The organism is Clostridium sediminicola, assembly GCF_050402865.1.
In the GTDB taxonomy this organism is placed as follows: domain Bacteria; phylum Bacillota; class Clostridia; order Clostridiales; family Clostridiaceae; genus Clostridium_AF; species Clostridium_AF sediminicola.
The window spans coordinates 22,101-47,000 of sequence record NZ_BAABMF010000027.1 but is presented as its reverse complement, the minus strand read 5'-3'; the positions used below and the strand labels follow the sequence as shown (position 1 = coordinate 47,000).

Here is a 24,900-nt window from a genome sequence, read left to right as displayed (position 1 = left end):
ACGCCGCCAGCGTTCGTCCTGAGCCAGGATCAAACTCTCAATTTGAAAAGTTCAATCATTTACTCATTACTTAAATTCATTGACTGGCATTTATTATCATTCTCTGTTTAATTTTCAAAGATCAAATTTTTTATTTCGTGTGTCGCTCTTGACGACAGAATTTATTATATTACTATTTTTGATATTTGTCAACAACCTTTTTTGTTTTTTTTTATATTTTTTTATTTTATCTAATATTTCTATATATAAGCTACTCAGAACCTTTTACTATAATACATAATTTTCAATACATTATGCATACTTTTAGATACAATAAAAAGTTCATTCACACAATTATACGATACAAATGAACTTTTAATTTTAATAGACAATTTATTTATTAGTTTTCAGTTTACGATTGACAGTCAATAATAACACGTAATTACCATTAATCTAAATTTCAACTTAATTGTTAGCTAAAGTATAGATACAGTACATCTATATACTATCCTTCAATCATATTTTCTATGCCTTCTCCTGGTGGTACCATTGGATAAACTTTGTGTTCTGGTGGAATCAAACATTCAACTAGCACTGGACCATCAACAGCTAGAGCTTTATTTAATACTTCTTCTGTTTCTTCCTTATTAACTATTCTAAAATAAGGAATATTATAAGCTGCTGAAAGTTTTTCAAAACTTACATCATTTCCGAATTCCGTATAAGAATATCTTCCATCATAAAATAAATCTTGCCACTGATACACCATACCCAATACAGAATTATTCAATACTAATTGCACCATAGGGATTTTGTATCTAGATACTGTAGCTAATTCATGAGAATTCATCTTGAAACTTCCATCTCCTGCTACATTGATAATTTGCTTACTTGTATTTGTAAAATTAGCACCTATAGCTGCACCAAGTCCATATCCCATAGTTCCTATTCCACCTGAGGATATAAAACTCTTAGAATCATCATACTTATAAAATTGAGCTGCCCATACTTGATTTTGACCAACTTCTGTGCAAATCACAGCATCACCATTTGTAGCTTCATATAGCTTTTCAACTACATATTGACCTGATAAATCCCCATTATCAGTGTATTTCAACGGATGATTATTTTTCCAGTTTTCAATTTGTTGATTCCAACTAGATTCCTCTTTCTCATCCACCATTTTTATTAATTCTTGTAATACATTTTTTACATCTCCATTAAGAGGTATATCTGTTCCAACGTTTTTACCAAGTTCTTTTTCATCTATATCAATATGAATTATAGTTGCATCCTTTGCAAAAGCACTAGTCTTTCCAGTAACTCTATCTGAAAATCTTGATCCTACAGCAATAAGAACGTCACTCTTTGTAATCCCCATGTTAGATGCTTTAGAACCGTGCATACCTGCAAGTCCTGTGAAATATTTATGAGTTCCAGGGAAAGCACCTAACCCCATTAGTGAAAGCGTTACAGGAGATTTTATCTTTTCAGCAAATTCCAGCAATTCTTTTTCACCTTCTGATTTTATTACGCCGCCCCCAGCATAAATCATAGGTCTCTTTCCATTATTTATAGCCATAGCTGCCTTTTCTAATAATCCACCTAAATTAGTAAGACACTCTTTATTTTCATCTTTATCATTTTCAAATCTTTCGCTTCTCAATTCTTTAGCATATCCTTCTTTATATTCTGTCATTGTATTTTGAATATCTTTAGGGAAATCTATTAATACTGGACCTGGTCTTCCATCTTGAGCTAAGAAAAAAGCTTCTTCCATAATTTTCGGTATTTCATTTACATTATTAATCAAATAAGTTTTTTTCGTAATAGGTTCTGCTATTGCACAAATATCTATCTCTTGAAAAGCAGCTTTACCTATTAATGCTGTCGGCACCTGACCTGTCACCACTACTAATGGAACTGAATCACTATACGCTGTTGCAATCCCTGTTATAGTATTCGTGGCTCCCGGCCCTGAAGTTGTCAAAACAACACCAACTTCACCTGATACTCTAGCATATCCATCTGCTGCATGAGTAGCCCCCTGCTCATGAGCTGTCATTACATGTTTTATATCTTTTTCTTTATAAAAACAATCATATATTGGTAAAACTGCCCCTCCCGGATAACCAAAGATTGTATCCACTGCTAATTCTTTTAGACATTGTAAGAATAATTGCGCCCCACTTAGTTTCAAAATAAAGCCCCCTTTTTTTTAGTTTACTGTTGTCAGTTCTCAGTTTTCAGTTAATGTTGATTTTCTTTGAGAAAATCCTTCAATTAAGCCTCTACTATAGACTTTAACTGTAAACCTTACTCACCACTATTGTTTGAATATTTCGAATTATCTGATAATTCAAGTTGTAGCTGTTCCTTTTTTTATTGTTTTTTATCTTTACAAAAGTATTTTATAATTGCAATTTCAATTTTCTTTCTAATATAAATAATCTTTCTAACTTAACATACATAGTGAGCCCCATCACCATGTTAAATTCATATTTACAATGCACAATTGACAATTAAAATGTGTCAACAATTGTGAATTGCTAAAAGTCCCCTTTTTATTTTCCCAAAAGCCATTTTACAGGCTTTTGGGCTTTTTTAAAAACAATTTTGCTACCACGCTTTTTTAGTTGACAATTTTCAGTTGACAGTAACTGTTGACTGTCAATTGTAAACCGTCCACTGATAAAACTTGCTCAGCAAGTTCTATTACTTCTTGCTCCATGAGAACATTGATCTAAGTTCTTTACCTACTTTTTCAACTCCAGTTTCTGTACCAATTCTCTTCATGCTGTTGAAGTATGGTCTTCCAACTTGGTTCTCAGCTAACCAGTTTCTAGCAAATGTTCCTTCTTGGATTTCTTTAAGAATTTGTTTCATTTCTTTTTTAGTTTCATCAGTGATGATTCTGCTTCCTGTTACATAATCCCCATATTCAGCAGTGTCACTGATTGAGTATCTCATATATTCAAATCCGCCTTGGAAAATAAGGTCTACTATTAATTTCATCTCATGTACACACTCGAAGTATGCATTTTCTGGAGCGTATCCAGCTTCTACTAATGTATCGAATCCAGCTTGCATCAATGCAGTAACCCCACCACATAATACAGCTTGCTCTCCGAATAAATCAGTTTCTGTTTCATCTTTAAAAGTAGTTTCTAAAACTCCACCTCTAGTACCACCTACACCTTTAGCATAAGCAAGTGCCATGTCTTTAGCGTTTCCAGTGTAATCTTGCTCAATAGCTATTAAACAAGGTACTCCGTGTCCAATTTGAAATTGACTTCTTACTGTATGTCCTGGACCTTTTGGTGCTACCATGAATACATCAACAAATGCTGGTGGAACTATTTGTTTGTAAAGAATGTTAAATCCATGAGCAAATATAAGTGCATTTCCTTCTTCTAAATATGGTTTAATTTTTTCGTTATAAACTGAACCTTGTAATTCGTCTGGTATTAACATCATGATAATATCTGCTACTTTTGCAGCTTCTGAAGTTTCTAAAACAGTTAAACCTGCTTCTTCTGCAACTTTTTTTGATTTACTACCCTCATATAAACCAATTACTACTTCTACTCCACTTTCTTTTAAGTTAAGTGCATGTGCATGGCCTTGACTTCCGTAACCTATAATAGCTACTTTTTTCCCCTGTAATAAATTCAAATTTGCATCCTGATCATAATATACTTTTGCCATTTTTAAGCCCCCTTGGTTTCTGTGATGCTTTTCTTTCGAAAAGCTTTGATTTTTATATTTATTAGATTTTCTTTTAGAAAATCTTCCATAATTCTTAATTTTTTATTCTTTATCTCTCCATTTTTGGGTAAAAAAATAAGAACCCATGCCATGAGGCGATTCTCCGCGGTTCCACTCAATTTTATAACTTAATTAAATAACGGCTCATCACCGGCACAGCTTACTTTTAGCAGTTGACAATTTTCAACTATATTTCAGCTTGCAGCTCATGGGTGATTTTCATATGATAATTATCTGTGGGCTTTCACCTTACCCCACTCTCTGAAAGACATTTTTCACATTACTCTTCCCAATCTTTGCTTCAAATCAATATTCAGTATTTGATTAATAGAATACAATCATTTAGGAATTTTTGCAACTAAATATTTTGCCAATAATTATGAATATTTTGTTACTATTATTTTTTTTTGCAAAAATAGTATAATTCATATAGATGTAAAGCATTTCAGCCTCAATTATTTGCAGTTGCTTTTTATAATTTTTTTTATGTTGGAAAGTTTTTTTTTGAAATATAATAACTTTTTTTGACTTATAAGGTGTAAGTTGTAGGTTATAAGTTGAGGATACCTTTCACTATGTGAAAGCTTTTAATTATATAGATGATAAAAACTAAGCTCACATAAGTAAACTTAGTTTTATCATTTATTATATCTTTCCTTTTGCGTAGCAAAAGTACAATATTCCAGTTAGCCAAGCTAACAAAAGCTTAGTTCAATGGATTTTTCCAAAAAAAATCTTCATTAACTTACCACTTACAACTTTCAACTTACAACTGTTTCCCTATTGGCTTTAATTGCTAACGCTATCGCTCCACAAGTTCCCGCTGCTTGTCCTAGTTTTGGATAAACAATGTATTCATCTATACTTTTGGATATTTCATCTTTTTGAACATAGCCATTTAATAGTTCTATAACATATTTTCTGATTTTAGGGAAAAGTTGTTCTTGTTGCATTACTCCTCCACCCATTATAATTTTTTGTGGAGATAAAATTAGTATATAATTAACTAGCGCTTGCGCTAAATAGTAAGCTTCAAAATCCCAAGCTTTGTGATCATTTGGAAGTTCATGACCTTTGACTCCCCATCTCTCTTCAATAGCTGGTCCTGCCGCCATGCCTTCAAAACAATCTTTATGATAAGGGCATTTACCTTCATAATTATCATCTTTATGTCTTCTTATAAGTATATGTCCCATTTCAGGATGAAGTAAGCCGTGTACTAGATTATTTTCTACAACCGCTCCTGCACCTATACCTGTTCCTACCGTTATATATAGGCAAGAATGAAGACCTTTAGCAGCTCCCCAAGTAAGTTCACCTAAAGCAGCCCCATTAACATCAGTATCAAAAGACATTGGTACATCAAAGTGTCTCTTTAATTCATTAATGATATTATAGTTTGTCCATGCTACTTTTGGTGTTGTTGTTATAGCACCATAAGTTTTACTGTTCTCGTCTGGATCTATTGGTCCAAAAGATCCCACTCCCATTGCAACAAAGTCCTTACCTTCAAAAAAACCTATTACCTTTGCCATAGTTTCATCTGGAGTTGTAGTTGGAAAAGATTCTTTTTCTAGAATTTCACCTTTTTCATTTCCAATTGCACAAACAAATTTAGTACCTCCTGCTTCAATACCTGCAAATAACATAAAATACCCCCAATTCTTTTAGTTGTAAATTGTAACTTATAACTATCGTTTTTATCTAGCTCGATAGTTATAAACTTTCCATTCTTCATCAACTTTCCTTATCAAATAAGTCCATTGATAATCAATAATTTTCTCTTCTCCACGAGTAATTTTCTTTAATTTTTCATCCACATCTATTTCTGCACCATCGCCATCTATTCTTATATCAATGACTGAAATATCTAAAAACTCTTCTGTTATATTATTTCTATCAAATCTTGTAATATACCTAGTTACAGGACTTTGTGGCACGATATAATTCATTATATGTTCGTTTACTTCATTTACATAATCTTCCCAAGCTTTATCAAAATCATTAATCAAACTAATTAATTGTGTTTCATCAATATTTTTAATGGTTTCAACATTAATACTATTCAAATATAATGTGTCAACAAGTAAACTACCATAACATATGGCTCCTCTTATTCGCTGCAGTTGTGATACATTGTTTGCAATTTCCTTTACACTTCCTGTGCTAACATTATATCTACATAGAGTTCCATTCTTTAATATATAATAGACATATCCTATAGCAGCCTTCATCTCACTAATATATTCGTTTTGGTCTAGTAATATAAGTTGCTCTTCTCCAAGAATATTGGTTTCAATATCAAGATTGCTTTTATAAATTCCCCACTTAGACTCCTCATTTATTTTTATATAAAATATCTGACCCTCCACTACATCATAACTAACAACTTCATCATCTATTAACTTTGTTTTTCCATCAGTATAAGATACAAACAAGTTATTAATGGCACCTTCTGAACCATCTAAAACATAAACGAAATCATTCTCAACTGTAAACATTTTAATATCATAACCTGTAAAAACATTCTTTTTATCGCCTTTTTTATTCATCCTGATTAACCTACTTACACTATCCGTATTAATGTAATATACGTAATCACCATAAATTTTGAATATTTCTGACAAGTTTTTCGTTTCTTCTTTATAATGAGTTATTATTCTAAGATTTTCTCCAGTAGTATCCATAGTATAAACTAATAATTTATCCCCTTGAGTCGCACTAAAATAGAGTTTATCATTTTTTATATCAATAAGTTCCTTAACAATAAATTTATTTTCTTCAAGTAAGCTCTTTATTGTCCCTTTTGAAATACTCGCTATACGAATATCATTATCTTTTATATAACAAATATCATCATCATTAATAAGAATTTTATCTAAAAGTGATTCTTCTTCTGAAAGTTCGCTATTTATATTTTCAATAGATTTTTTTATATTCCCTCCATTTATATCAATAAAATAGAGTCTATTTACTGAATCTTCATTTACATAATAAAAAATTCTATCATTATTTATAGTAAAATCTTGAATCTTCTCATTAGACCTTAGAACCTTGTCCACTTTACCCGTGTCCTCGTTTATTTTGGAAATATGGTTTTCTTTGTCAATATAATATAAGTATTCATTATAGAGCTGCTCCTGATAATTATCTCTGTATGAATGTACTTTAGTAGCTTTTAATGTGGTACCAACCTTTTCTTCCTCAATTTTAGCGGAATCCTTTAAATCATTATCCATTTCTGCATGGCTAACTCCATTTTTATTTTCTATATTATAATCATTAGTTTTTTTTCCACAGCCTGATATTGCTAGCGCCAAAGTTATTAACAGTATTGCTGTTCTTTTCACAATAGTCCTCCTCTGTTAGTTCCAGTTACTCATATAAACAACCACTTTATGTTTACATCCTCTTCTATTTCTATTTTTCTATCTTCTCTTATTATATCATGATTAAGCCACAAATCTATCTTTCAACATAAGATAATAATTCAAAAGAATGAAATTTATAACTGATTCAATCAATAAAATATAACACAAAAATAAAACCTGAGCATATGCTCAGGTCTCATTTTTATATGTGATTAGAATAGAAGTTTCAAGTTTATACCTTTTTACTTCTAGGCTATCTTTGCCAAATAATTAAATCATATACTATATTCTATCCAATTCCCATTCATCTTAGTACCAACTGATAACTCATTCAAGAATATTATATCACTTTTTTTAATATTTATCATGTAAATTCCTAAACTTTTTACAATAAACACAATATTTTTTTAGTTTATTTTTCTACAAACTATTAAAAAAAACACATGGGAAGTTTGTCCCGAATACATTAACAACTTTTCTGCATTCGGGAAGTTTGTCCCACGCACTAAGAATATTTTACCACATTTCCATATTTTTTCAATTAACTATTTGTAAATTTACTTCATTTCTAGTTTTTCAAATACACTTCTTGAAACCATCAACAATACTCCTGAAAGTAAAATATTATATGCGATCATAGCAAGATATCCAAGGTATTTAGCTGTAGCTAAATCTCTTAAAAAAACTAAGATCAATATATTCGCAGCCAATCCTGGAATAGTTATGACTATTACAAGTAAGAATTTAAAAAATACTTCTAAATTTTTACTGTGTACAGAGCCAAAAATGCTTCTTGCCCAAACATCTCCATAAATAAACACTGACCCATAGGTTGTAAAAACTATTATACATAACAAAATAGTTATTGGATCCGCTCCTTTAATTATCCCCGCTACTAAAAATAATGCTATACCATCAATAAAGTGTTTTATATTATCAGCTAGTGTTGCATAGAAAACTTTACTAGCTGAGCTTGCAGGTATCAAAAAAATATACGGCTTAGTATTTTCATATATCCATTTTCCTTGGAATGAAAATATAAATAGCATGTATACAGAAAAATAAAGTATAGTGTCAATACCCTGAACACTTCTTAAAAAGAATGAATACACAATTGATGAAACCAAAAATACTATAGTACTTGTATCTATAAATAAAAATCCCGCTTTTCTATATTCAAGCATATGTCTTTGGAATATAGCTTTTGCGCCTGTACCTGTAAATTTAGAATTTACTTTTCTAAGCTTTTTATTCTTCATTCCAGCATACATGGACTTTCCTTCTTTTTTTAATTTTATAACTTCCTCATAGTTTTCAGTAGCACCTAACACATCTTCATAGTAATCTGTATTAACCATAACTAAAATAGCAACAACTACGGCATAAAATCCAATTAGTAAAACCATATTAATCCATACTGTAGCATTTCCAACTCCGATAGCACTTAGAAGTAGTGCTTTAATCCACCCAAAGAAAGGTAAATACATAAACAATTGTGAATTAAACAATACATTGGCTGCTGCAAACATGTCTCTTGTCTTGTAAAGGTAAAATAGATATGCTATTACAATAGCTGCTAATAATATATTAATACCTTTTTCAATAATGTACTTTGTCATTTTACTATTTGAACTTAATGAGTAAATTAATATTGATAAAACAGATGTAGTTAACAAATATATAAATACTGCAAATAATGCTATTAAAATACCTTCATTAGACAATGCAAAATTGTTCTTTATATTTGGGATTTGAAAAACAAATATAAACAAGAAAAATATTGTTCTATATAATTGTTTTATAAATCCATATATCAATACTTTTTTTTGAGACACAGGGGATGTAAACACTAAGTTAACATCAGACTGTCTAAAAAACGTTCCACCATTTTTCACAGCAGCCTTTATAAGTAATAATGTTCCTATTACTAAAAGACCTGTTACAATCATCCCAAAAATTTCAGGTGATGCCTTTGAGACTAAATTTGATGGCATGATAAAACTTATTACTATCATACCTATAAAAAAGGCAGCTCCTAAAATATATCCTATTAATGCCAATGGTTTTTTCTTTAAATCTAATAAATGATTTTTAAAACTTTTCCTCATTATATAAAACAAAGAAGACAATACTATCCCTCCTTACCTTCTGTCACTTCAAAAAATCTTTCTTCCAAAGATTCCCCTGATTTTTCAATTTCAAGTCTAGTTCTTGAAAGCACAATATTACCTTTATTCATTATTAATGCCTTATCCCAAATTTCCTCTATTGAATCTATGATATGCGTACTTATTAAAATAGAACATCCTTGTTCTCTAAGTTCCACAAAGACTTTCTTCAATTCTTTGATTGCTTTAGGGTCTAGTCCAATCATAGGTTCATCAAATAAAATAACTTTTGGCCTCACAATAAGTCCACAACATATACTCACCTTTTGTTGCATACCTTTAGAAAGCTCTTTTCCTAATTTTTTTCTTTTATCTGTTAAATCAAATCTCTCCAATAATTCTTCAGCATATTCTTTATATTCCCCAACTTTATAAGCATGGGCAATGTACTCCATATGTTCTTCCACAGTTAACATATCAAAAAGAGCAGGTGTCTCCGGAATATATGCAAATATTTTTTTTGCTTCTACTGTTTTATTTTCAAAATCACCTATCTTAATATTTCCATCATACTTCAAAAGTCCTGTAATGCACTTAATAGTTGTACTTTTACCTGCTCCATTAGGCCCAAGTAAAACTGCAATTTCTCCAGGATCGACTTCAAAACTTATATTATCAACAGCTGTAAAATCATCGTATTTTTTAGTTAAATCATTAACAAATAACAAATATAATCCCCCATTCCTTTTCAATTCACAATGCACAATTAATGTTGATTTTCTTGCAGAAAATCTTCAACTAAGCCTTTATCTGCTTCGCAGATTGGAAATCTGTACTTTTGCTATCGCAAAAGGAATCCTTAATTATGAATCATGCATTGATATAGATAAATCTACGCAGTAGTTTATCTATCATTATACACTATTCTATGTTAAAAAGGTTTCAAATTTGTTACAAATTAGAAATTGTTTATTAACAATTTGTCTATAAATTTGATATTATTTTCTTTATATGTTATAATTCTTCATGTAAATTAGATTTTATAAAATTGAATACAATTTGTTACTAGGGGAGCTTGTTTAACAAGCTGAGACTGAGATATTTTCTCTTACCCTCATAACCTGATTTAGATAATTCTAACGTAGGGAAGTAAAGTTCGTAATATATAGTTAGCAATGTACAGCACAGAATTAAATAAATATTCTTCATTTTTATGAATTATTTAATTAATTTGGGTGCAGTATTTCTACAAAAACTATAACGCGCAAACTTTAGTTTGGGTGTTTTTTTTATTTCATTGTAGACTATTTAGTTTACGTAAGAATTATCTATAGACAGACAACTACAACTATTAATTTGTGTAATGTTTGTCTCTGTATTATGAGGAAGCTGAAAATGCTTCCTCTTTTTTAATTACAAAAGCTTTAAATCAAAATCTTTCACGTTAGTGAAAGGTATCCACAATTGTGCATTACGCATTAGAAAAAAAGGGGGTTTTTTAATAATGAATTATTCAACACAAATGGATGCCGCTAAGAAGGGCATTATTACAAAGGAAATGGAAATTGTAGCAAAGAAAGAGAACATGGACATTGAAGTATTAAGAGAATTAATTGCAAAGGGACAAGTAGCAATACCTTCTAACAAAAATCATAAAAGCATAAAACCTGAGGGGGTAGGTAACGGACTCAAAACAAAAGTCAATGTAAATTTGGGTATCTCTAAAGATTGTTGTAACATTGATAAAGAACTTGAAAAGGTTGATAAAGCCATAGAAATGAAAGTTGAATCTATTATGGATTTGAGTTGCTATGGAAAAACTGAGGAATTTAGAAATAAATTAATCCAAAGATCCTCTGCAATGATTGGAACTGTTCCAATGTATGATGCTGTAGGCTTCTATGATAAAGAACTAAAAGATTTGACTGTAGATGAATTATTAAGAGTTATTGAAAAACATGCAGAAGATGGTGTTGATTTCATGACTATTCATGCAGGTATAACTCGTGAAACAGCTGCTGTTTTCAAAAGAAACAAGCGAAAACTAAATATTGTCTCTAGAGGAGGTTCTTTAATTTATGCATGGATGGAATTAAATAATAAAGAAAATCCTTTTTATGAACATTTTGATAAAATCCTAGATATATGTGAAAAATACGATGTTACCATCAGCCTAGGTGATGCTTGTCGTCCTGGTTGTATTGCTGATTCTACAGATGCTGCTCAAATAAAAGAGTTAATGGTTTTAGGTGAGCTTACTTTAAAAGCATGGGAAAGAAATGTCCAAATTATAATAGAAGGACCTGGTCACATGTCAATTGATGAAATCGCAGCAAATGTTGTTTTAGAAAAAAAATTATGCCATGGTGCTCCATTTTATGTTCTAGGGCCTTTAGTTACTGATGTTACTCCTGGATATGATCACATTACTAATGCAATTGGTGGTGCAGTTGCCGCTGCTGCTGGTGTAGATTTCCTTTGTTATGTAACTCCAGCAGAGCACTTAAGACTCCCAACATTAGATGATATGAAAGAAGGTATCGTTGCAACAAAAATTGCAGCACACGCTGGTGATATTGGAAAAGGCATAAAAGGTGCTAGAGATTGGGACAATAAAATGGCTGATGCTAGAAGAGATTTGGATTGGGAAAAAATGTTCGATCTTGCTCTTGAATCAGAAAGGCCAAGAAAATATAGAGAAGAATCTATACCTCATGATGAAAAAACCTGTACAATGTGCGGCAAAATGTGTGCCGTTAGAAATATGAATAAGGTTATTGATGGAGAGAATATTAATATTTTGAGAGAAGACTAGCAAAAAACTAAGTTTACTTTGTAAGCTTAGTTTTTTTATATTTTATTTAGTTTTAAGCTTTCACATAGTGAAAGGTATCAATAATTGTGCACTGTGCATGATTAAAGACTACTCTTCAACTTTATATACCAATTGTCCATTATTGTCCTGAACCACGATATTGCTCCCACTATAAACTTCACCTTTTATAATCATTTTAGCTATTGATGTTTCAAGGGCATTTTGGATATATCTTTTTAACGGTCTTGCTCCATAAACGGGGTCATACCCTTCTTTTGCCAATAGCACTTTTGCTTTTTCGGAGACGTTTAGGGAAATATCTCTTTCTGATAGTCTTTCTTTTATTTCTTCTAAGAAAATATCAATTATTTTTTCTATTTGTGTAATGGAGAGAGGTTTAAACATTATTATATCGTCAAGTCTATTAAGGAATTCTGGTTTGAACCTTCTTTTTAGCGTATCCATTACTTGTGATTTAATATTTTCTTCGATATCATTTTCTTCTTTGTTTTCTAATAAATAGGAAGAACCAATGTTAGAAGTCATTATGATTATAGTATTTTTGAAATCAACGGTTTTTCCTTTATTATCAGTTAACCTTCCATCATCTAGAATTTGTAAAAATATGTTGAATACATCATCGTGTGCTTTTTCTATTTCGTCAAATAGAATTACACTGTAAGGTTTTCTTCTTACTGCTTCTGTCAATTGACCACCTTCGTCGTAACCTACATACCCAGGAGGAGCTCCTATTAATCTTGAAACTGAGTATTTTTCCATGTATTCAGACATATCTACTCTGATGATATTCTCTTCACTATCAAATAATGTTCTTGCAAGGGTTTTTGCAAGTTCTGTTTTACCTACACCTGTTGGTCCTAAGAATATAAATGAACCTATTGGTCTTTTTATATCTTTAAGTCCTGCTCTTGCACGAATTACAGCATTGGCAGTTGAGATTACTGCTCCTTCTTGACCGATTACTCTTTTATGTAATTCATCTTCCAGTCTAAGGAGTTTATCTCTTTCGCCTTCTATTAATCTTGAAACAGGAATTCCAGTCCACTTAGAAACTATTTGAGAAATTTCATTTTCAGTTACTTCTTCTTTTAGTAATGAATTTTCTCCCTTTTCTTTTATTCTCTTTTCCTTTTGCTGAATTTCCTCTTCGATTTGTGGAATTACACCATACTTCAGTTCAGCGACCTTATTTAAGTCATATTCTCTTTCCGCCTTCTCAAGCTGACCTCTAGCTCTGTCTAATTCCTCTTTTGAATCTCTTATTCCAGTAATATCCCCTTTTTCATTTTCATATTTAGCAGTCATTTCATCATCTCTATTTCTTAGATCTGAAAGTTCCTGCAGCAGAGATATTAGTCTTTCTTTTGATGCCTTATCTTTCTCATGAGATAGAGCTTCATTTTCAATTTCTAATTGAAATATTCTTCGCCTTACCTCATCAAGCTCTGCAGGCAAGCTATCTATTTCAGTTCTAATCATTGCACCCGCTTCATCAATTAAGTCAATTGCCTTATCTGGTAGAAATCTATCATTTATATATCTATCAGACATTTTTGCTGCTGCGATTATAGCAGAGTCATGTATTCTAATTCCGTGATGAATTTCAAATCTTTCTTTTAGTCCTCTTAGTATAGAAATACTATCCTCTACTGATGGTTCATTGATTATAACTGGTTGGAACCTTCTCTCAAGGGCTTTATCTTTCTCAATATATTTCCTGTATTCATCAAATGTCGTCGCCCCAATACAGTGAAGTTCTCCTCTTGCAAGCATTGGCTTTATAAGATTTCCAGCATCCATAGCACCTTCTGTTTTTCCTGCACCAACAATAGTATGAATCTCGTCAATAAAGAGGATTATTTGACCTTCGCTGCTTTGAACTTCTTTGAGAACTGCCTTTAACCTTTCTTCAAATTCTCCTCTATATTTAGCACCAGCAATTAAAGCACCCATGTCTAGTGAAAAAATTGTTTTATTCTTCAAACCTTCAGGTATATCCCCTCGAACAATTCTTTCTGCTAGACCTTCAACAATAGCAGTTTTCCCAACACCTGGTTCCCCTATCAATACAGGGTTATTCTTTGTTCTTCTTGAAAGTATTCTAACGACCCTTCGGATTTCATCATCTCTTCCTATTACAGGATCAAGTTTATGCTTCTTAGCCTCAGCCACTAAATTTCTGCCGTATTTAGAAAGAGCTTCATAAGTACCTTCTGGGTCCTGGGTCTCAACTCTTTGATTACCTCTCACTGAGTGTAATGCACTTAAAAAATCATCCTTTTGTATATCAAATTTTTTCAGAATATTTCCTACAACACCTTTACTATCAACTTCCATCATTGATAATAAAATGTGTTCAACACTTACATATGAATCCTTGAATCTTGTAGAAATTTCATCTGCTCTTAGAAAAACTTCTTCTAGTCTTCTAGAGGCGTATACGCCAGAATTACCCGTTTCTCCTAAAATCTTTGGCATTTTATTTAGCTCATCTTTTGTCTCTTCTTTTATAGCCCTTACGTCTCTTCCCATTTTTTCAAAAATATTAGGAATTAGACCTTCATTATCTTCTATTAATGCTGCAAACCAGTGAATTATATCCAATTGTTGGTGGCTATATCTAATTGCAATGTCTTGAGCATCTGATAGTGATTTTTGTACTCTTTTTGTCATTCGATCAATATTCATTGATTAACCTCCATTTTGTAAATTTTCCATTGTGAAATTCTATAAACTATAATTATATTCTATAATTACAGTTATATACTCTGGTTATTCCATAAAAAGTAATTTAGTTGAACTTCAACCACAATATATAGCGTCAGAACGCGTCAATCTGCGGTAGATATTATGATTGATTTTAGTTCAACTTACTTTTTGTGGTTTAACCATACTCTAATTATAATAATTTTTTCAGTTATTTGCAAATATTTCTATTTTTTTATAACGTTTATTAAATTGAACTTAGTTTTGAAAATGAAAAACACCAGTTTTCACTGATGTTTTTGTTCTTTATTAAATAATTAAAATCATAGTTCTAATATTTATCAAATTCTAGATTACTCAATTCAATTTTTGGTTGCTGCATGCTCTCATTATTTTTACTTCCAAATTTCAGTGGAATATTATTATTTTTCTTTAACTTAAATGTACTAACTTGTTCTTTCAACATCACTGCTTGACTTGAAAGTTCTTCACTTGCAGAAGCTGTTTCTTCTGATGTGGCTGAAGTAGTTTGTACTACATTTGCTATTTGATTAATTCCTACGTTTACTTGACTAACACCAATGGCTTGTTCATTGGAAGCTACAGCAATCTCACCTACTAAATTTGCAGCTTTTGAAATACCTTCAACTATTTCACTTAGAGCATCTGCTGTATTATTTGCGATCTTAGTACCATCTTGGACTTTATTAATGGATCCTTCTATCAATGCTGTTGTTTCTTTTGCAGCGTTTGCAGAACGTGCTGCAAGATTCCTTACTTCCTCAGCAACTACTGCAAATCCTTTACCATGCTCTCCTGCTCTTGCTGCTTCAACTGCAGCATTTAGAGCCAATATATTTGTTTGGAATGCAATTTCATCAATAACTTTAATGATTTTAGAAATATTTTTTGAAGAATCATTAATTTCGGCCATTGATCCTAACATTTTTTCCATTTCTACATTACCTTTTGCTGCATTTAATTTAGCTTCTTCTGCTATTTCTTTTGCTTCGTTTGCATTTTGCGCATTGTGTTTTGTCTGTGATGCAATTTCTTCTATAGAAGCTGTTAATTGTTCTATTGAGCTTGCTTGTTCAGTAGCCCCTTGTGATAGTGCTATACTAGAATCAGATACTTGTCTAGAACCTGAAGCAACTTGTTCTGAAGCTTCATTAATATTAGACATTACTTCATTTATATTATTTGACATTCTTATAAATGCCGCTCCTAATGCACCAACTTCATCTGATGTATTTATATCCAATGATACATCCAAATTCCCATCAGCTATTGAATTAGCTGAATTTAAAAGTTTTTGAATTGGTTTACTTATGTGATTACTAAAGAACAATGAAACTAAATATCCTATACCAATAGAAATTGATAAGATTATTAGAAGTATAATAATTGTACCTCTGTATTGACCTCCAATTATAGCTTTTTCATTTTCAATATAAGTATCAATATCATCAGTATAATTGCCTGTTGCTATCATCCAATCAAAAGGTTCATATAGTTTTAGAAAAGCTCTTTTAGGAAGTGGTGTATCATCACCTGGTTTTGGATAATAAAAATCAGAGTATCCCTCACCGTTCTCTTCTAACAATTTGATAAAATTTTGCATAATTTTGTTTCCTTTTTTATCTATAAGGTCAATTCTATTTGTCCCTTCAAGATCCGTATTGACGGGAAGAACTACAGTATCAGCATCCATAGTATAAACAAAAAAATACCCATTTTCTCCATACTTTGCATTTCTAATAGTATTAGCAGCAATAACCTTTCCTTCTTCTTCTGTAATAGTTCCATTTTTTATATCATCATAAATTCCGTCCAGTTGGGATACAACGATTTCAACCTGCTCTTTGATTCTTGTATCATAATTTGACCTTAATTCTTTCTCAATTTGGGTTAATCTATATTCATTATTTTTATGTATTAAATATAATGAAGCTGAACCAATAAAAACAGAAATAAATAAAACGATTAAAATTACATTTAGTACTAATTTCCCTTTGATGCTTTTCATTTGTAAAACCCCCTCAGTAAATACCTAGGAAAACTTTATCATCTCATGTTTTTCTAAGAAATTGTTTACATTTAATAGTGTATTAAATTATATCAAAATTTTTATTTAATTTCAACGTACACAATTATTTAGTTGCATATAAAAGCGCCAGCCGTCGTAAAAATACGACAGCTGGTTCCTTGGAAATATTATATTCAATTAACATGCTATGTATAGTCTCTTTGTAGAAAAATATCTTTCATTGAAGATACATCCTCAGTTAATATTTGCTCACACAAAGTGTAATCTTTTGCCTTTATTGCTTTTAATAATTTGATATGCATTGCTGCATTAGCTCTATTCATGTCTTCACTCTTGTCCCAAGTGTCACAATAATATTGTATAGCTCCTCTTGAACAACATTTTAAAACAGATTCAAGTGTATTATACATCCATTGATTATTTGAAAAACTACACAATAAAAGATGAAATTCCATATTTTTTGTCCAATGTTCAATAACATCATGCTTATCAATCATCTGCATAGTCTGATTTATATGATCTTCCAACTTATTAATAATATCATCATTAATCCATTTTACAGTTTTCCTAAAAGCAGCCAATTCAATAACTAGTCTAAGTTCTAGAACATCATGGACCTCTTTAGGGGTAATCTGAACAACTTGATATCCTAAACGTGGAATACTATTTAGAATATTTTCTTTGCATAGCTCTACTAATGCCTCTCGTATTGGTGATTTACTTACTTGGTATTTTTCAATTAGCATTCTTTCACTAATTATTGTATTAACAGCATATTCACCTCTAATAATATCTTGAAAAATAAGTTCATATACTTTATCCTTAATACTCTTTAAATCTTTCGCCATATCAATTCACCCCCTTACTATTTTAATATTTGTTATCCTTTAACTGCACCAGTAGATAACCCAGCTTTTTGGAATCTCTGTAATACTAAATACAAAATTATAATTGGAATAACAGCAAAAGTTGTTCCTGCCATTATAACAGGCCACGGTGTGGATAACCCATCGCTTACTGGTAATAACGATATAGACACCATCAAAGTATATTTCTTCGCAGAACGCAAATATAATAATGGCCAGAAAAAATCGTTCCATCGAGCAATAATCGTTAAAACTCCCCACGAAGCCAATGCTGGTTTAATAATTGGTACAATTATTTTTGAATAGATAGCAAAATCTCCACATCCATCTATTCGTGCCGCTTCCATAATTTCCGTAGGAACATCTATAATATATTGACGCATATAAAATATTCCTACTGCAGTAGCAATCCTAGGAATGATTAATGACCATAAACTATTTATTAAGTTAAATTTACGCATTATGATAAATAATGGTACTGCGCCAACTTCTGGTGGAATAAGCATCGTTGCTATTACAAAATAGAATAAAAACTTTTTTCCCGGAAACTCGTACTTAGCAAATGCAAATCCTGCCAAAGAACAAAAAAATAGCGTTGTAATTGTTCCTAATAATGTTGTAAAAAAACTATTAAACAGATTGCGCCAAACTGGAATTACATTAAACACATTTTTAAAGTTTTGTAATGTTGGACTATTAACCCATAATGAATTAAATCCACTTATACTTTCGTTAGGTCCTTTTAAGGAGATAATAAACATCCAAATAATAGGAAATAAGCAGACAAATACAACTATGCCCAATATAATATATATTAATGCAGGAGCTAGGCTTTTTTTTAATTTGTATGTCATAATTTATACCCTCCTATAGATTCCCTTGTTTTCTCATAATACGAAATTGAATAAGAGATACAATTAGCAAAATTAAAGTTAGCATACATCCAATTGCAGATGCGTATCCCATTTTAAATATATTAAATCCTGAATCATACATATATTGAAAAAGAGACATATTAGATGTTCCTGGACCCTTTAAAATGTACGGTTCATTGAAAATTTTCCATGAATCTACTGTTAATGTAATAAAACAAAAGAATAATATATTATATAAACTAGGTAACGTAATTCTAAAAAATTGTTGGAATGCATTTGCACCATCTACCGTTGCAGCTTCATAATATTCACGTGGTATATTTAACAATCCAGATAGTACTATAATTGTAAACCATGGTGTATTACGCCAAATATTCAATACAACGACTGGAACTTTTGACATACTTGTACTCGTAAGCCATGGAACAGCATTGATGCCAAATAAACTTATAAACTCATTTATTAAACCAACATTTTCATCAAAAAGCATCCCAAAAATAATTCCCATTGCAATAGCAGCACAAACATTAGGTAAGAATGTTACACTTTTAAAGAAACTTCGTCCTCTAAGATGATTATAATTTAAAAACGTTGCAATTACTATAGACAATAATAGTATAAAAACTACGCCAGTTACCCAATAAATCGTTGTATTCTTTATCGCATCCCAAAACATATAATCATTAAATAATTGTTTGTAATTTTGCAAACCTACAAACTTAGGTTTCCCAATACCCTTCCATTTTGTAAAGCTAATACCAATAGTCCATAGGGTTGGTATTAATTGAAACACCAAAAACAATAGAAAAAATGGAAGAATAAACAAATATGGATACTTATGTTTTTTTAATGTTTTCATAATTGTCATCTTTTAACCCTACCAATCTACTTTAATTTTAGTTTAAGGATTTTAACTCTTAGTCAAAATCCTTAAACTCTTATAAATTAATAATATTTAATTAATCAATTCAGCTTTACCTATCTTATTTCTCAAATTTTCACCCATATTTTTGATTGCTTCGTCCATTGTTTGGTCACCAGCTACATATTTTTCTAGTTCTACGCTAATTATTTTATCAGCTTCTCCATCTTGCGGTGTAACAACTAAATTTGTTGCACCATTCTGTAATGCCGTTCCTTCCATTTCTCTAAATGATTGTCCACCATAGAACTCAGAAGGCTCTTTCCAGAAATCGTCAGCTAACAAATCTTTTGTTATTGGGTTTGCATAAGGCGCATTTTGTTCTTCCATTGCATTAACCCACTTTTCTCTAGCTTCTGCATCGAAGTGGAAGTCATGCCATAATTTCTGACAAAGTTCTGCGTATTCTCCATCTGGTTTATTCATAATTGCAAAATACCCTGAAACAGGAGCCCCTGCAACACCTACACTCTCAAATTTTGGTGCGCTTGCTACTTTCCAATCTCCAGATGTTTCAGTTACATTTTTTCTTAAAAACTCATCCCAGAAGGCTCCAATATAAAATGTTGCCACTTGACCATCTTTTACAGCATCATATAAAGCTGGTTCAAAAATAGCAGTTTTTAATAATAAACCTTCTGAATACATTGTATCAAGAGCATCAAATGCTAATTTTGCGCCTGGGTCTGTATCAATAACAACTTCACCATCATCACCCCAAATCTTTGCATTTGCTTGTGGCAGCAAACCTCTTCTACCATAATATCTCCAAGTCCTACTACCTGGATCAATATATGATAGATATACTTTGCCATTACTTTTTTCTTTCAATTCTCTACCTACTTCTATATAACCTTCAATTGTACTTAATCTTGATGGATCAATATCATACTCTTTAAATATTTTTTCATTATAAAAAACCACTTGAGGTCTTACTGATTCTGGTAAACCATATATTTTACCATCAACTGTTGCATCATTTGTAGCTCCATCGACAAGTTTGTCTTTTAAAGGCGCTATAAATTCTGTTACATCTTTCACCATATCACCTTGTGATAAATCTATTAAATTTACTGGATCAATAAAAAATGCATCTGGTAAATCTTCATAAGCACCTGCAGCATATGTCATTGTTATTTTTTCTCTTGAATCGGCTGCACCCTCTGTTTGAACAATCTCAATACTTACTTCTGGTGCTATATCTCTATTTCTTTCTAACCATGCATCAAAATATTGTTGAAGGTATTGTGGTTGTCCATAACCATAAATAACCATCTTGCCGGCTGGAAATACTTTTTTAGTCTCTTCCCCTTCTGTTGTATTAGTAGTTGTACTGTCTGTTTTTGAGCTATCATTTGCACATCCAGCAAATACTCCCATTAACAAAGTTACTACCATTAACACTGCAAAAATCTTTTTTTTCATTGCTTATCCCCCCATAATTTATTATTTAGTAGCCTCTACAGCTACATTTACACGTTTGTAAGAAATTTCTGTAGGCAATGTACAATCAGCACCTAAAATAAATTTTTCTTTTCCAAAAGAGTCAATTATAGATTTAACTTCCTGCTCTATTTCTTCATTTGTACCATCAACTAAAACGCCAGCTCTGTTTCTTAATCCACCCATTATTGTAATATCACCAAATAACTTTCTTCCTTCTTCTAAAGAAATGTTATCTTCATAAACGCCCCAGTTTACTACATCTGCTAAATCTATGTAAGATTTATATCTTTCTAGATTTAACTTGTCTTTACACATATGCAAAATATTATATCCATTATTTTGTTTAGATGCTTGTAATATCAATTTATCCAATGGTGCTATATGATTTTCAAACTCCTCATCAGTAAAATAATACTTTTCTCCACCTAATGCCGCATAGTACATACCATCTAATCCTATTTCAATATACTTTTCTGCTAATTGACACATACCTTCTGTTATACGTTTACAAGCATCCAATACAGGAGTTTTATTTTCTCTGATATGTGTACATAATAACTCTCTAACAGGTTCGTAACCATACATAGCTTCAATAGGATGTATGGCTGAAGCAACTATTCCATGTAGTGTTCCAACTTTAAAGGTATCTGCCTCACATTTATCCAAGATTCTTTCAACCATATCTATTTGAGATATCATAAAATCATCTTTAAGTGAAATATTTTTTATTTTATTCCAATCATCTGGTCTCTTTATATCTCCCATATAAGGGACAAGATTTTCATTCATTATTTTTATGATATCTGTATCTGTTTCTTTAAAAAATTCTAGATGAGAGTTAACACCTACTTGTCCAAATGCTTCATCTTTTGAAAAATGTAATGAAAAACAAGAAGGTACTCTATCTACTTCTTTACCCTTAATCGCTGCAATTACTCTTTCTTTCTTATTCATAATTATCAACCTTTCATTTAGTTATTGAAAATACAAAATTAATATTATCAAACACACTGGTATTATCAGTAGTATTATTAGTGATATTATTAATGATAACATTTACATTTTGAAAAGTCAACATATTTAGGTTTAATTTAGCAATATAACGTTTGATAGTAAACCAAAATCAGAGTAATTTAAATTTTCAGCAAAAAAGCAGCGAAAAAAATCACTGCTTTATTATTTCTATTTAATTATATATAAACGCCTGAAGTTCACCTTTCAATTGTTCTAGATCTGCTACTAAGTAATAGACTCCTTTAATCTTTTGACCTTTTCCTTCTGTAGGATATCTTTTATCTTCAATATTTGAAATATCATTTGTTATAACTGAAGTTGCTAATTTAAGTATGTATTCGTCTGTCATGCTTGTCTCTATATTTGAAGCAATCATAGGAATTAAATCGTATTTTTGTTTATTAGATAAACTCATAATTTTCTTAAACATGGAAGTAAGGACTGTACGCTGCCTATCTGTTCTCACATAGTCTCCACCTGCTTCATAACGAATTCTTGAATAAGCTAAAGCTTGTGTACCTGTCAAATTATATATACCAGGTGAATCTACTCCACTAATATGCTTCACTTCATCATCATGCACATCAATAGAAATCCCACCTATCAAATCAATAATTTCTATAGCATCCCAAAAGTTTACTGCTACATAATCTTTTATATCTAAATCAAAATTACTGTTTAGAGTACCAAGAGCAAGTTCCGCTCCACCATATGCATAAGCATGATTTATCTTAGTTTTACCATGAGCCTCTATTGGAACATATGTATCTCTCATAATAGAACTTAATTTAATAGTGTTTGTTTTTTCATTTACAGTTACTATGATAATACAATCTGAACGGGCTGGGTCACTTTCATTTCTTCTATCTAAACCGTACAAAGCAAAATTATATATTTTTTTCTCTATAGCCTCAACCTCTTTTTCAGGTGAAATCTTCAAAGTTTCATTAGACTTATCAATTTCAACATTTTCAATCTTATCAGCTACAGATTTATATTTATAAACAAAATAACCAACTAATAATAATATAGGGACGATAATGACAATAATAATTTTGTGTTTCTTCTTCATTTTGATTGCTCCTTGTATAATAAATTACCATATTTTACATCATTCTTATTATATATCCATTTAATGTTATTGTAAACTAATTTTATAATTAATTGCATAAAAGAACTATGTTACTCCAATTTATTATGAAAGAAATAACATAGTTCATAATTGTTCTTATATTAAAAGTGCTACTTTATTAATTTCCAATAAACATTTGAGTCCAATAATACCTTCCATGTTCATCAACAACAACACCTACACCTATTTCCGTAAATGATGAGTTTAGAATATTACTTCTATGCCCCTTAGATTTCATCCACGCTTTCATAACCTCAGATGGTGTGATTTGTCCAAATGCAATATTCTCACCTGCTATACTATAAGTTATGCCAAAATTACTAATCATATCAAAGGGTGATCCATAAGTTGGAGACCTATGTGAAAAATAATTATTATCAACCAAATCTTGTGATTTCAATCTTGCTATCTTAGCTAATTCATAATTTCTTACTAAGGGTTTTAAATCCATTTTAGCTCTTTTACAATTAACTAACTTAATTACTTTATTTTCAAATCTACATATAACACTCATATCAACATCCCTTTCTTCTACCTTAACTTCTTGGTTTATTTCATCCTTAAGTCATGGCTAGTATGCTGATGGTTTGATTCAATTAAATCATATTTAATTCCCTCCTTCAGTATAATCTATAAGTTTTGAATTAAGTTTATGATTTAGTTTTACAACATTTATAGATTATTGTTATAAAATTTTTGATTTAAACAATGCTAATTAAAAAAGTTCAATTAAAACAAGGTACTGTTTTAATTGAACTTTGGTTTTATCTACTTTACCCCAAAATAATCAACATACCAATCAGCAAAATTCTGTAGCCCTTCTTCTATACTTGTAGAAGGTTTAAATCTTACTGCTTCTTGAAGTTTATCTGTTGAAGCATAGGTTGCAGAAACATCTCCTGCTTTTAAAGGTTCAAATATTTTCTTGAATTCTACTTCTTTTCCTAATGCTTTACTTAAACATTTCTCTAATGTTGTTATAAATGTCATTAGTTTTTCAGGACTATTGTTCCCTATGTTAAATACTTTATGGGGAACTGCTTCTACTGATGGGTTAATTAGTAATCTTTCAATTCCTTCTACTATATCATCTACGTATGTAAAGTCTCTGTATAAGTCATTTTGAAAATCACCATTGTTAAATATCTTAATAGGTTCTCCTTTAAAGTACTTATCAGTAAACCCAAAGTATGCCATGTCTGGTCTTCCCATAGGGCCGTATACTGTGAAGAATCTTAAACCTGTAGCTGGTATTTTGTAAAGATAGCTATACGTATGGGCCATTAATTCATTTGATTTCTTTGTAGCTGCATATAATGATACTGGATTATCTACAAAATCCGTTTCTTCAAAAGGTACTTTTTTATTAGAACCATATACTGAACTTGATGATGCATAAACTAGGTGATCTACTGGATTATATCTACAAGCTTCAAGGATATTAAAAAATCCTACTATATTACTTCCTATATACACATCTGGATTTTCAATAGAATATCTTACACCTGCTTGTGCTGCTAAGTTTACTACAATATTAGGTTTATACTCTTCAAAGGTTTCCATTATCATAGACTTATCTGAGATATCTCCTTTGATAAATGTAAAATTCTCAAAAGGTTTAAGTTTTTCTAATCTTGTATACTTAAGATTCACATCATAATAATCATTTACATTATCAATACCAATTACTCTACATCCTTTTTCTAAAAGTTTCTTTGATAAATAAAATCCAATAAAACCTATAGCTCCAGTAACTAAATATGTTTTTGTTATATCTAATGTTTTGTAACTCAATTTTATGCCTCCTTAAAAATAGAAGTTTTATGT

Annotated in this window: 18 protein-coding genes, 1 riboswitch and 1 other annotated feature; of the genes, 1 reads left to right on the top strand and 17 read right to left on the bottom strand. The window is 30.9% G+C overall.

From position 1 onward, the window contains the following. Positions 1-484 precede the first annotated feature (484 nt). The 7 genes from ilvB to ACQ3F0_RS24395 all read right to left on the bottom strand — a co-directional run bounded on the left by ilvB (position 485) and on the right by ACQ3F0_RS24395 (position 9,954). On the bottom strand, positions 485-2,179 hold the full coding sequence (gene ilvB, locus ACQ3F0_RS24425; RefSeq protein WP_428868410.1) for a biosynthetic-type acetolactate synthase large subunit: 1,695 nt from the start codon (positions 2,177-2,179) through the stop codon (positions 485-487). Positions 2,180-2,694: 515 nt separating this feature from the next. Further along, complete coding sequence (ilvC, locus tag ACQ3F0_RS24420) at positions 2,695-3,687, bottom strand: ketol-acid reductoisomerase (protein ID WP_428868409.1); 993 nt, start codon at positions 3,685-3,687, stop codon at positions 2,695-2,697. Between the two features lie 2 nt (positions 3,688-3,689). Beyond that, the gene (locus ACQ3F0_RS24415) at positions 3,690-3,839 is read right to left on the bottom strand and encodes a hypothetical protein (RefSeq protein ID WP_428868408.1); all 150 of its coding nucleotides are present in this window, start codon (positions 3,837-3,839) and stop codon (positions 3,690-3,692) included. Further along, positions 3,836-4,053 (bottom strand) — a binding site (T-box leader). Its footprint overlaps the gene before it by 4 nt. Before the next feature lie 455 nt (positions 4,054-4,508). Then, complete coding sequence (locus ACQ3F0_RS24410) at positions 4,509-5,396, bottom strand: ROK family protein (protein ID WP_428868407.1); 888 nt, start codon at positions 5,394-5,396, stop codon at positions 4,509-4,511. 51 nt (positions 5,397-5,447) lie between these two features. Further along, positions 5,448-7,097 (bottom strand): DUF5050 domain-containing protein, encoded by a 1,650-nt coding sequence (locus ACQ3F0_RS24405; protein ID WP_428868406.1) that lies wholly within the window; start codon positions 7,095-7,097, stop codon positions 5,448-5,450. 578 nt (positions 7,098-7,675) lie between these two features. Beyond that, entirely contained in the window at positions 7,676-9,247 is a 1,572-nt protein-coding gene (locus ACQ3F0_RS24400) for a putative ABC exporter domain-containing protein (RefSeq protein ID WP_428868405.1), read from the bottom strand. A gap of 2 nt (positions 9,248-9,249) precedes the next feature. After that, positions 9,250-9,954: an ABC transporter ATP-binding protein gene (locus ACQ3F0_RS24395; protein ID WP_428868404.1), complete on the bottom strand. Its 705-nt coding sequence runs from the start codon at positions 9,952-9,954 to the stop codon at positions 9,250-9,252. A gap of 329 nt (positions 9,955-10,283) precedes the next feature. Then, positions 10,284-10,391: riboswitch (TPP riboswitch) on the top strand. Positions 10,392-10,730: 339 nt separating this feature from the next. Between ACQ3F0_RS24395 and thiC the strand changes: the two genes are divergently transcribed. Continuing rightward, positions 10,731-12,041 (top strand): phosphomethylpyrimidine synthase ThiC, encoded by a 1,311-nt coding sequence (gene thiC, locus ACQ3F0_RS24390; protein WP_428868403.1) that lies wholly within the window; start codon positions 10,731-10,733, stop codon positions 12,039-12,041. A 108-nt stretch (positions 12,042-12,149) separates the two neighbouring features. Here the strand turns inward: thiC and clpB are convergent, their stop codons facing one another. The 10 genes from clpB to ACQ3F0_RS24340 form a co-directional block, all read right to left on the bottom strand. Continuing rightward, positions 12,150-14,750, bottom strand: coding sequence for an ATP-dependent chaperone ClpB (clpB, locus tag ACQ3F0_RS24385; protein ID WP_428868402.1), 2,601 nt, complete (start codon positions 14,748-14,750; stop codon positions 12,150-12,152). A 349-nt stretch (positions 14,751-15,099) separates the two neighbouring features. Then, positions 15,100-16,797, bottom strand: a complete 1,698-nt coding sequence (locus tag ACQ3F0_RS24380) for a methyl-accepting chemotaxis protein (RefSeq protein WP_428868401.1) — start codon at positions 16,795-16,797, stop codon at positions 15,100-15,102. A gap of 206 nt (positions 16,798-17,003) precedes the next feature. Then, the gene (locus tag ACQ3F0_RS24375; protein ID WP_428868400.1) at positions 17,004-17,666 is read right to left on the bottom strand and encodes a GntR family transcriptional regulator; all 663 of its coding nucleotides are present in this window, start codon (positions 17,664-17,666) and stop codon (positions 17,004-17,006) included. A gap of 32 nt (positions 17,667-17,698) precedes the next feature. Continuing rightward, positions 17,699-18,538, bottom strand: coding sequence for a carbohydrate ABC transporter permease (locus ACQ3F0_RS24370; protein ID WP_428868399.1), 840 nt, complete (start codon positions 18,536-18,538; stop codon positions 17,699-17,701). 13 nt (positions 18,539-18,551) lie between these two features. Continuing rightward, positions 18,552-19,427 carry a carbohydrate ABC transporter permease gene (locus ACQ3F0_RS24365; protein ID WP_428868398.1) on the bottom strand — a complete coding sequence of 292 codons (876 nt, stop codon included), beginning with the start codon at positions 19,425-19,427 and terminating at the stop codon, positions 18,552-18,554. 87 nt (positions 19,428-19,514) lie between these two features. Beyond that, complete coding sequence (locus ACQ3F0_RS24360; protein ID WP_428868397.1) at positions 19,515-20,906, bottom strand: ABC transporter substrate-binding protein; 1,392 nt, start codon at positions 20,904-20,906, stop codon at positions 19,515-19,517. Between the two features lie 21 nt (positions 20,907-20,927). Next, on the bottom strand, positions 20,928-21,881 hold the full coding sequence (locus tag ACQ3F0_RS24355; protein WP_428868396.1) for a uroporphyrinogen decarboxylase family protein: 954 nt from the start codon (positions 21,879-21,881) through the stop codon (positions 20,928-20,930). A gap of 232 nt (positions 21,882-22,113) precedes the next feature. Continuing rightward, positions 22,114-23,013, bottom strand: a complete 900-nt coding sequence (locus tag ACQ3F0_RS24350) for an LCP family protein (RefSeq protein WP_428868395.1) — start codon at positions 23,011-23,013, stop codon at positions 22,114-22,116. A 178-nt stretch (positions 23,014-23,191) separates the two neighbouring features. Then, the gene (locus tag ACQ3F0_RS24345; RefSeq protein ID WP_428868394.1) at positions 23,192-23,587 is read right to left on the bottom strand and encodes a CAP domain-containing protein; all 396 of its coding nucleotides are present in this window, start codon (positions 23,585-23,587) and stop codon (positions 23,192-23,194) included. A gap of 254 nt (positions 23,588-23,841) precedes the next feature. Continuing rightward, positions 23,842-24,867, bottom strand: coding sequence for a GDP-mannose 4,6-dehydratase (locus ACQ3F0_RS24340; RefSeq protein ID WP_428868393.1), 1,026 nt, complete (start codon positions 24,865-24,867; stop codon positions 23,842-23,844). Between the last annotated feature and the right edge of the window lie 33 nt (positions 24,868-24,900).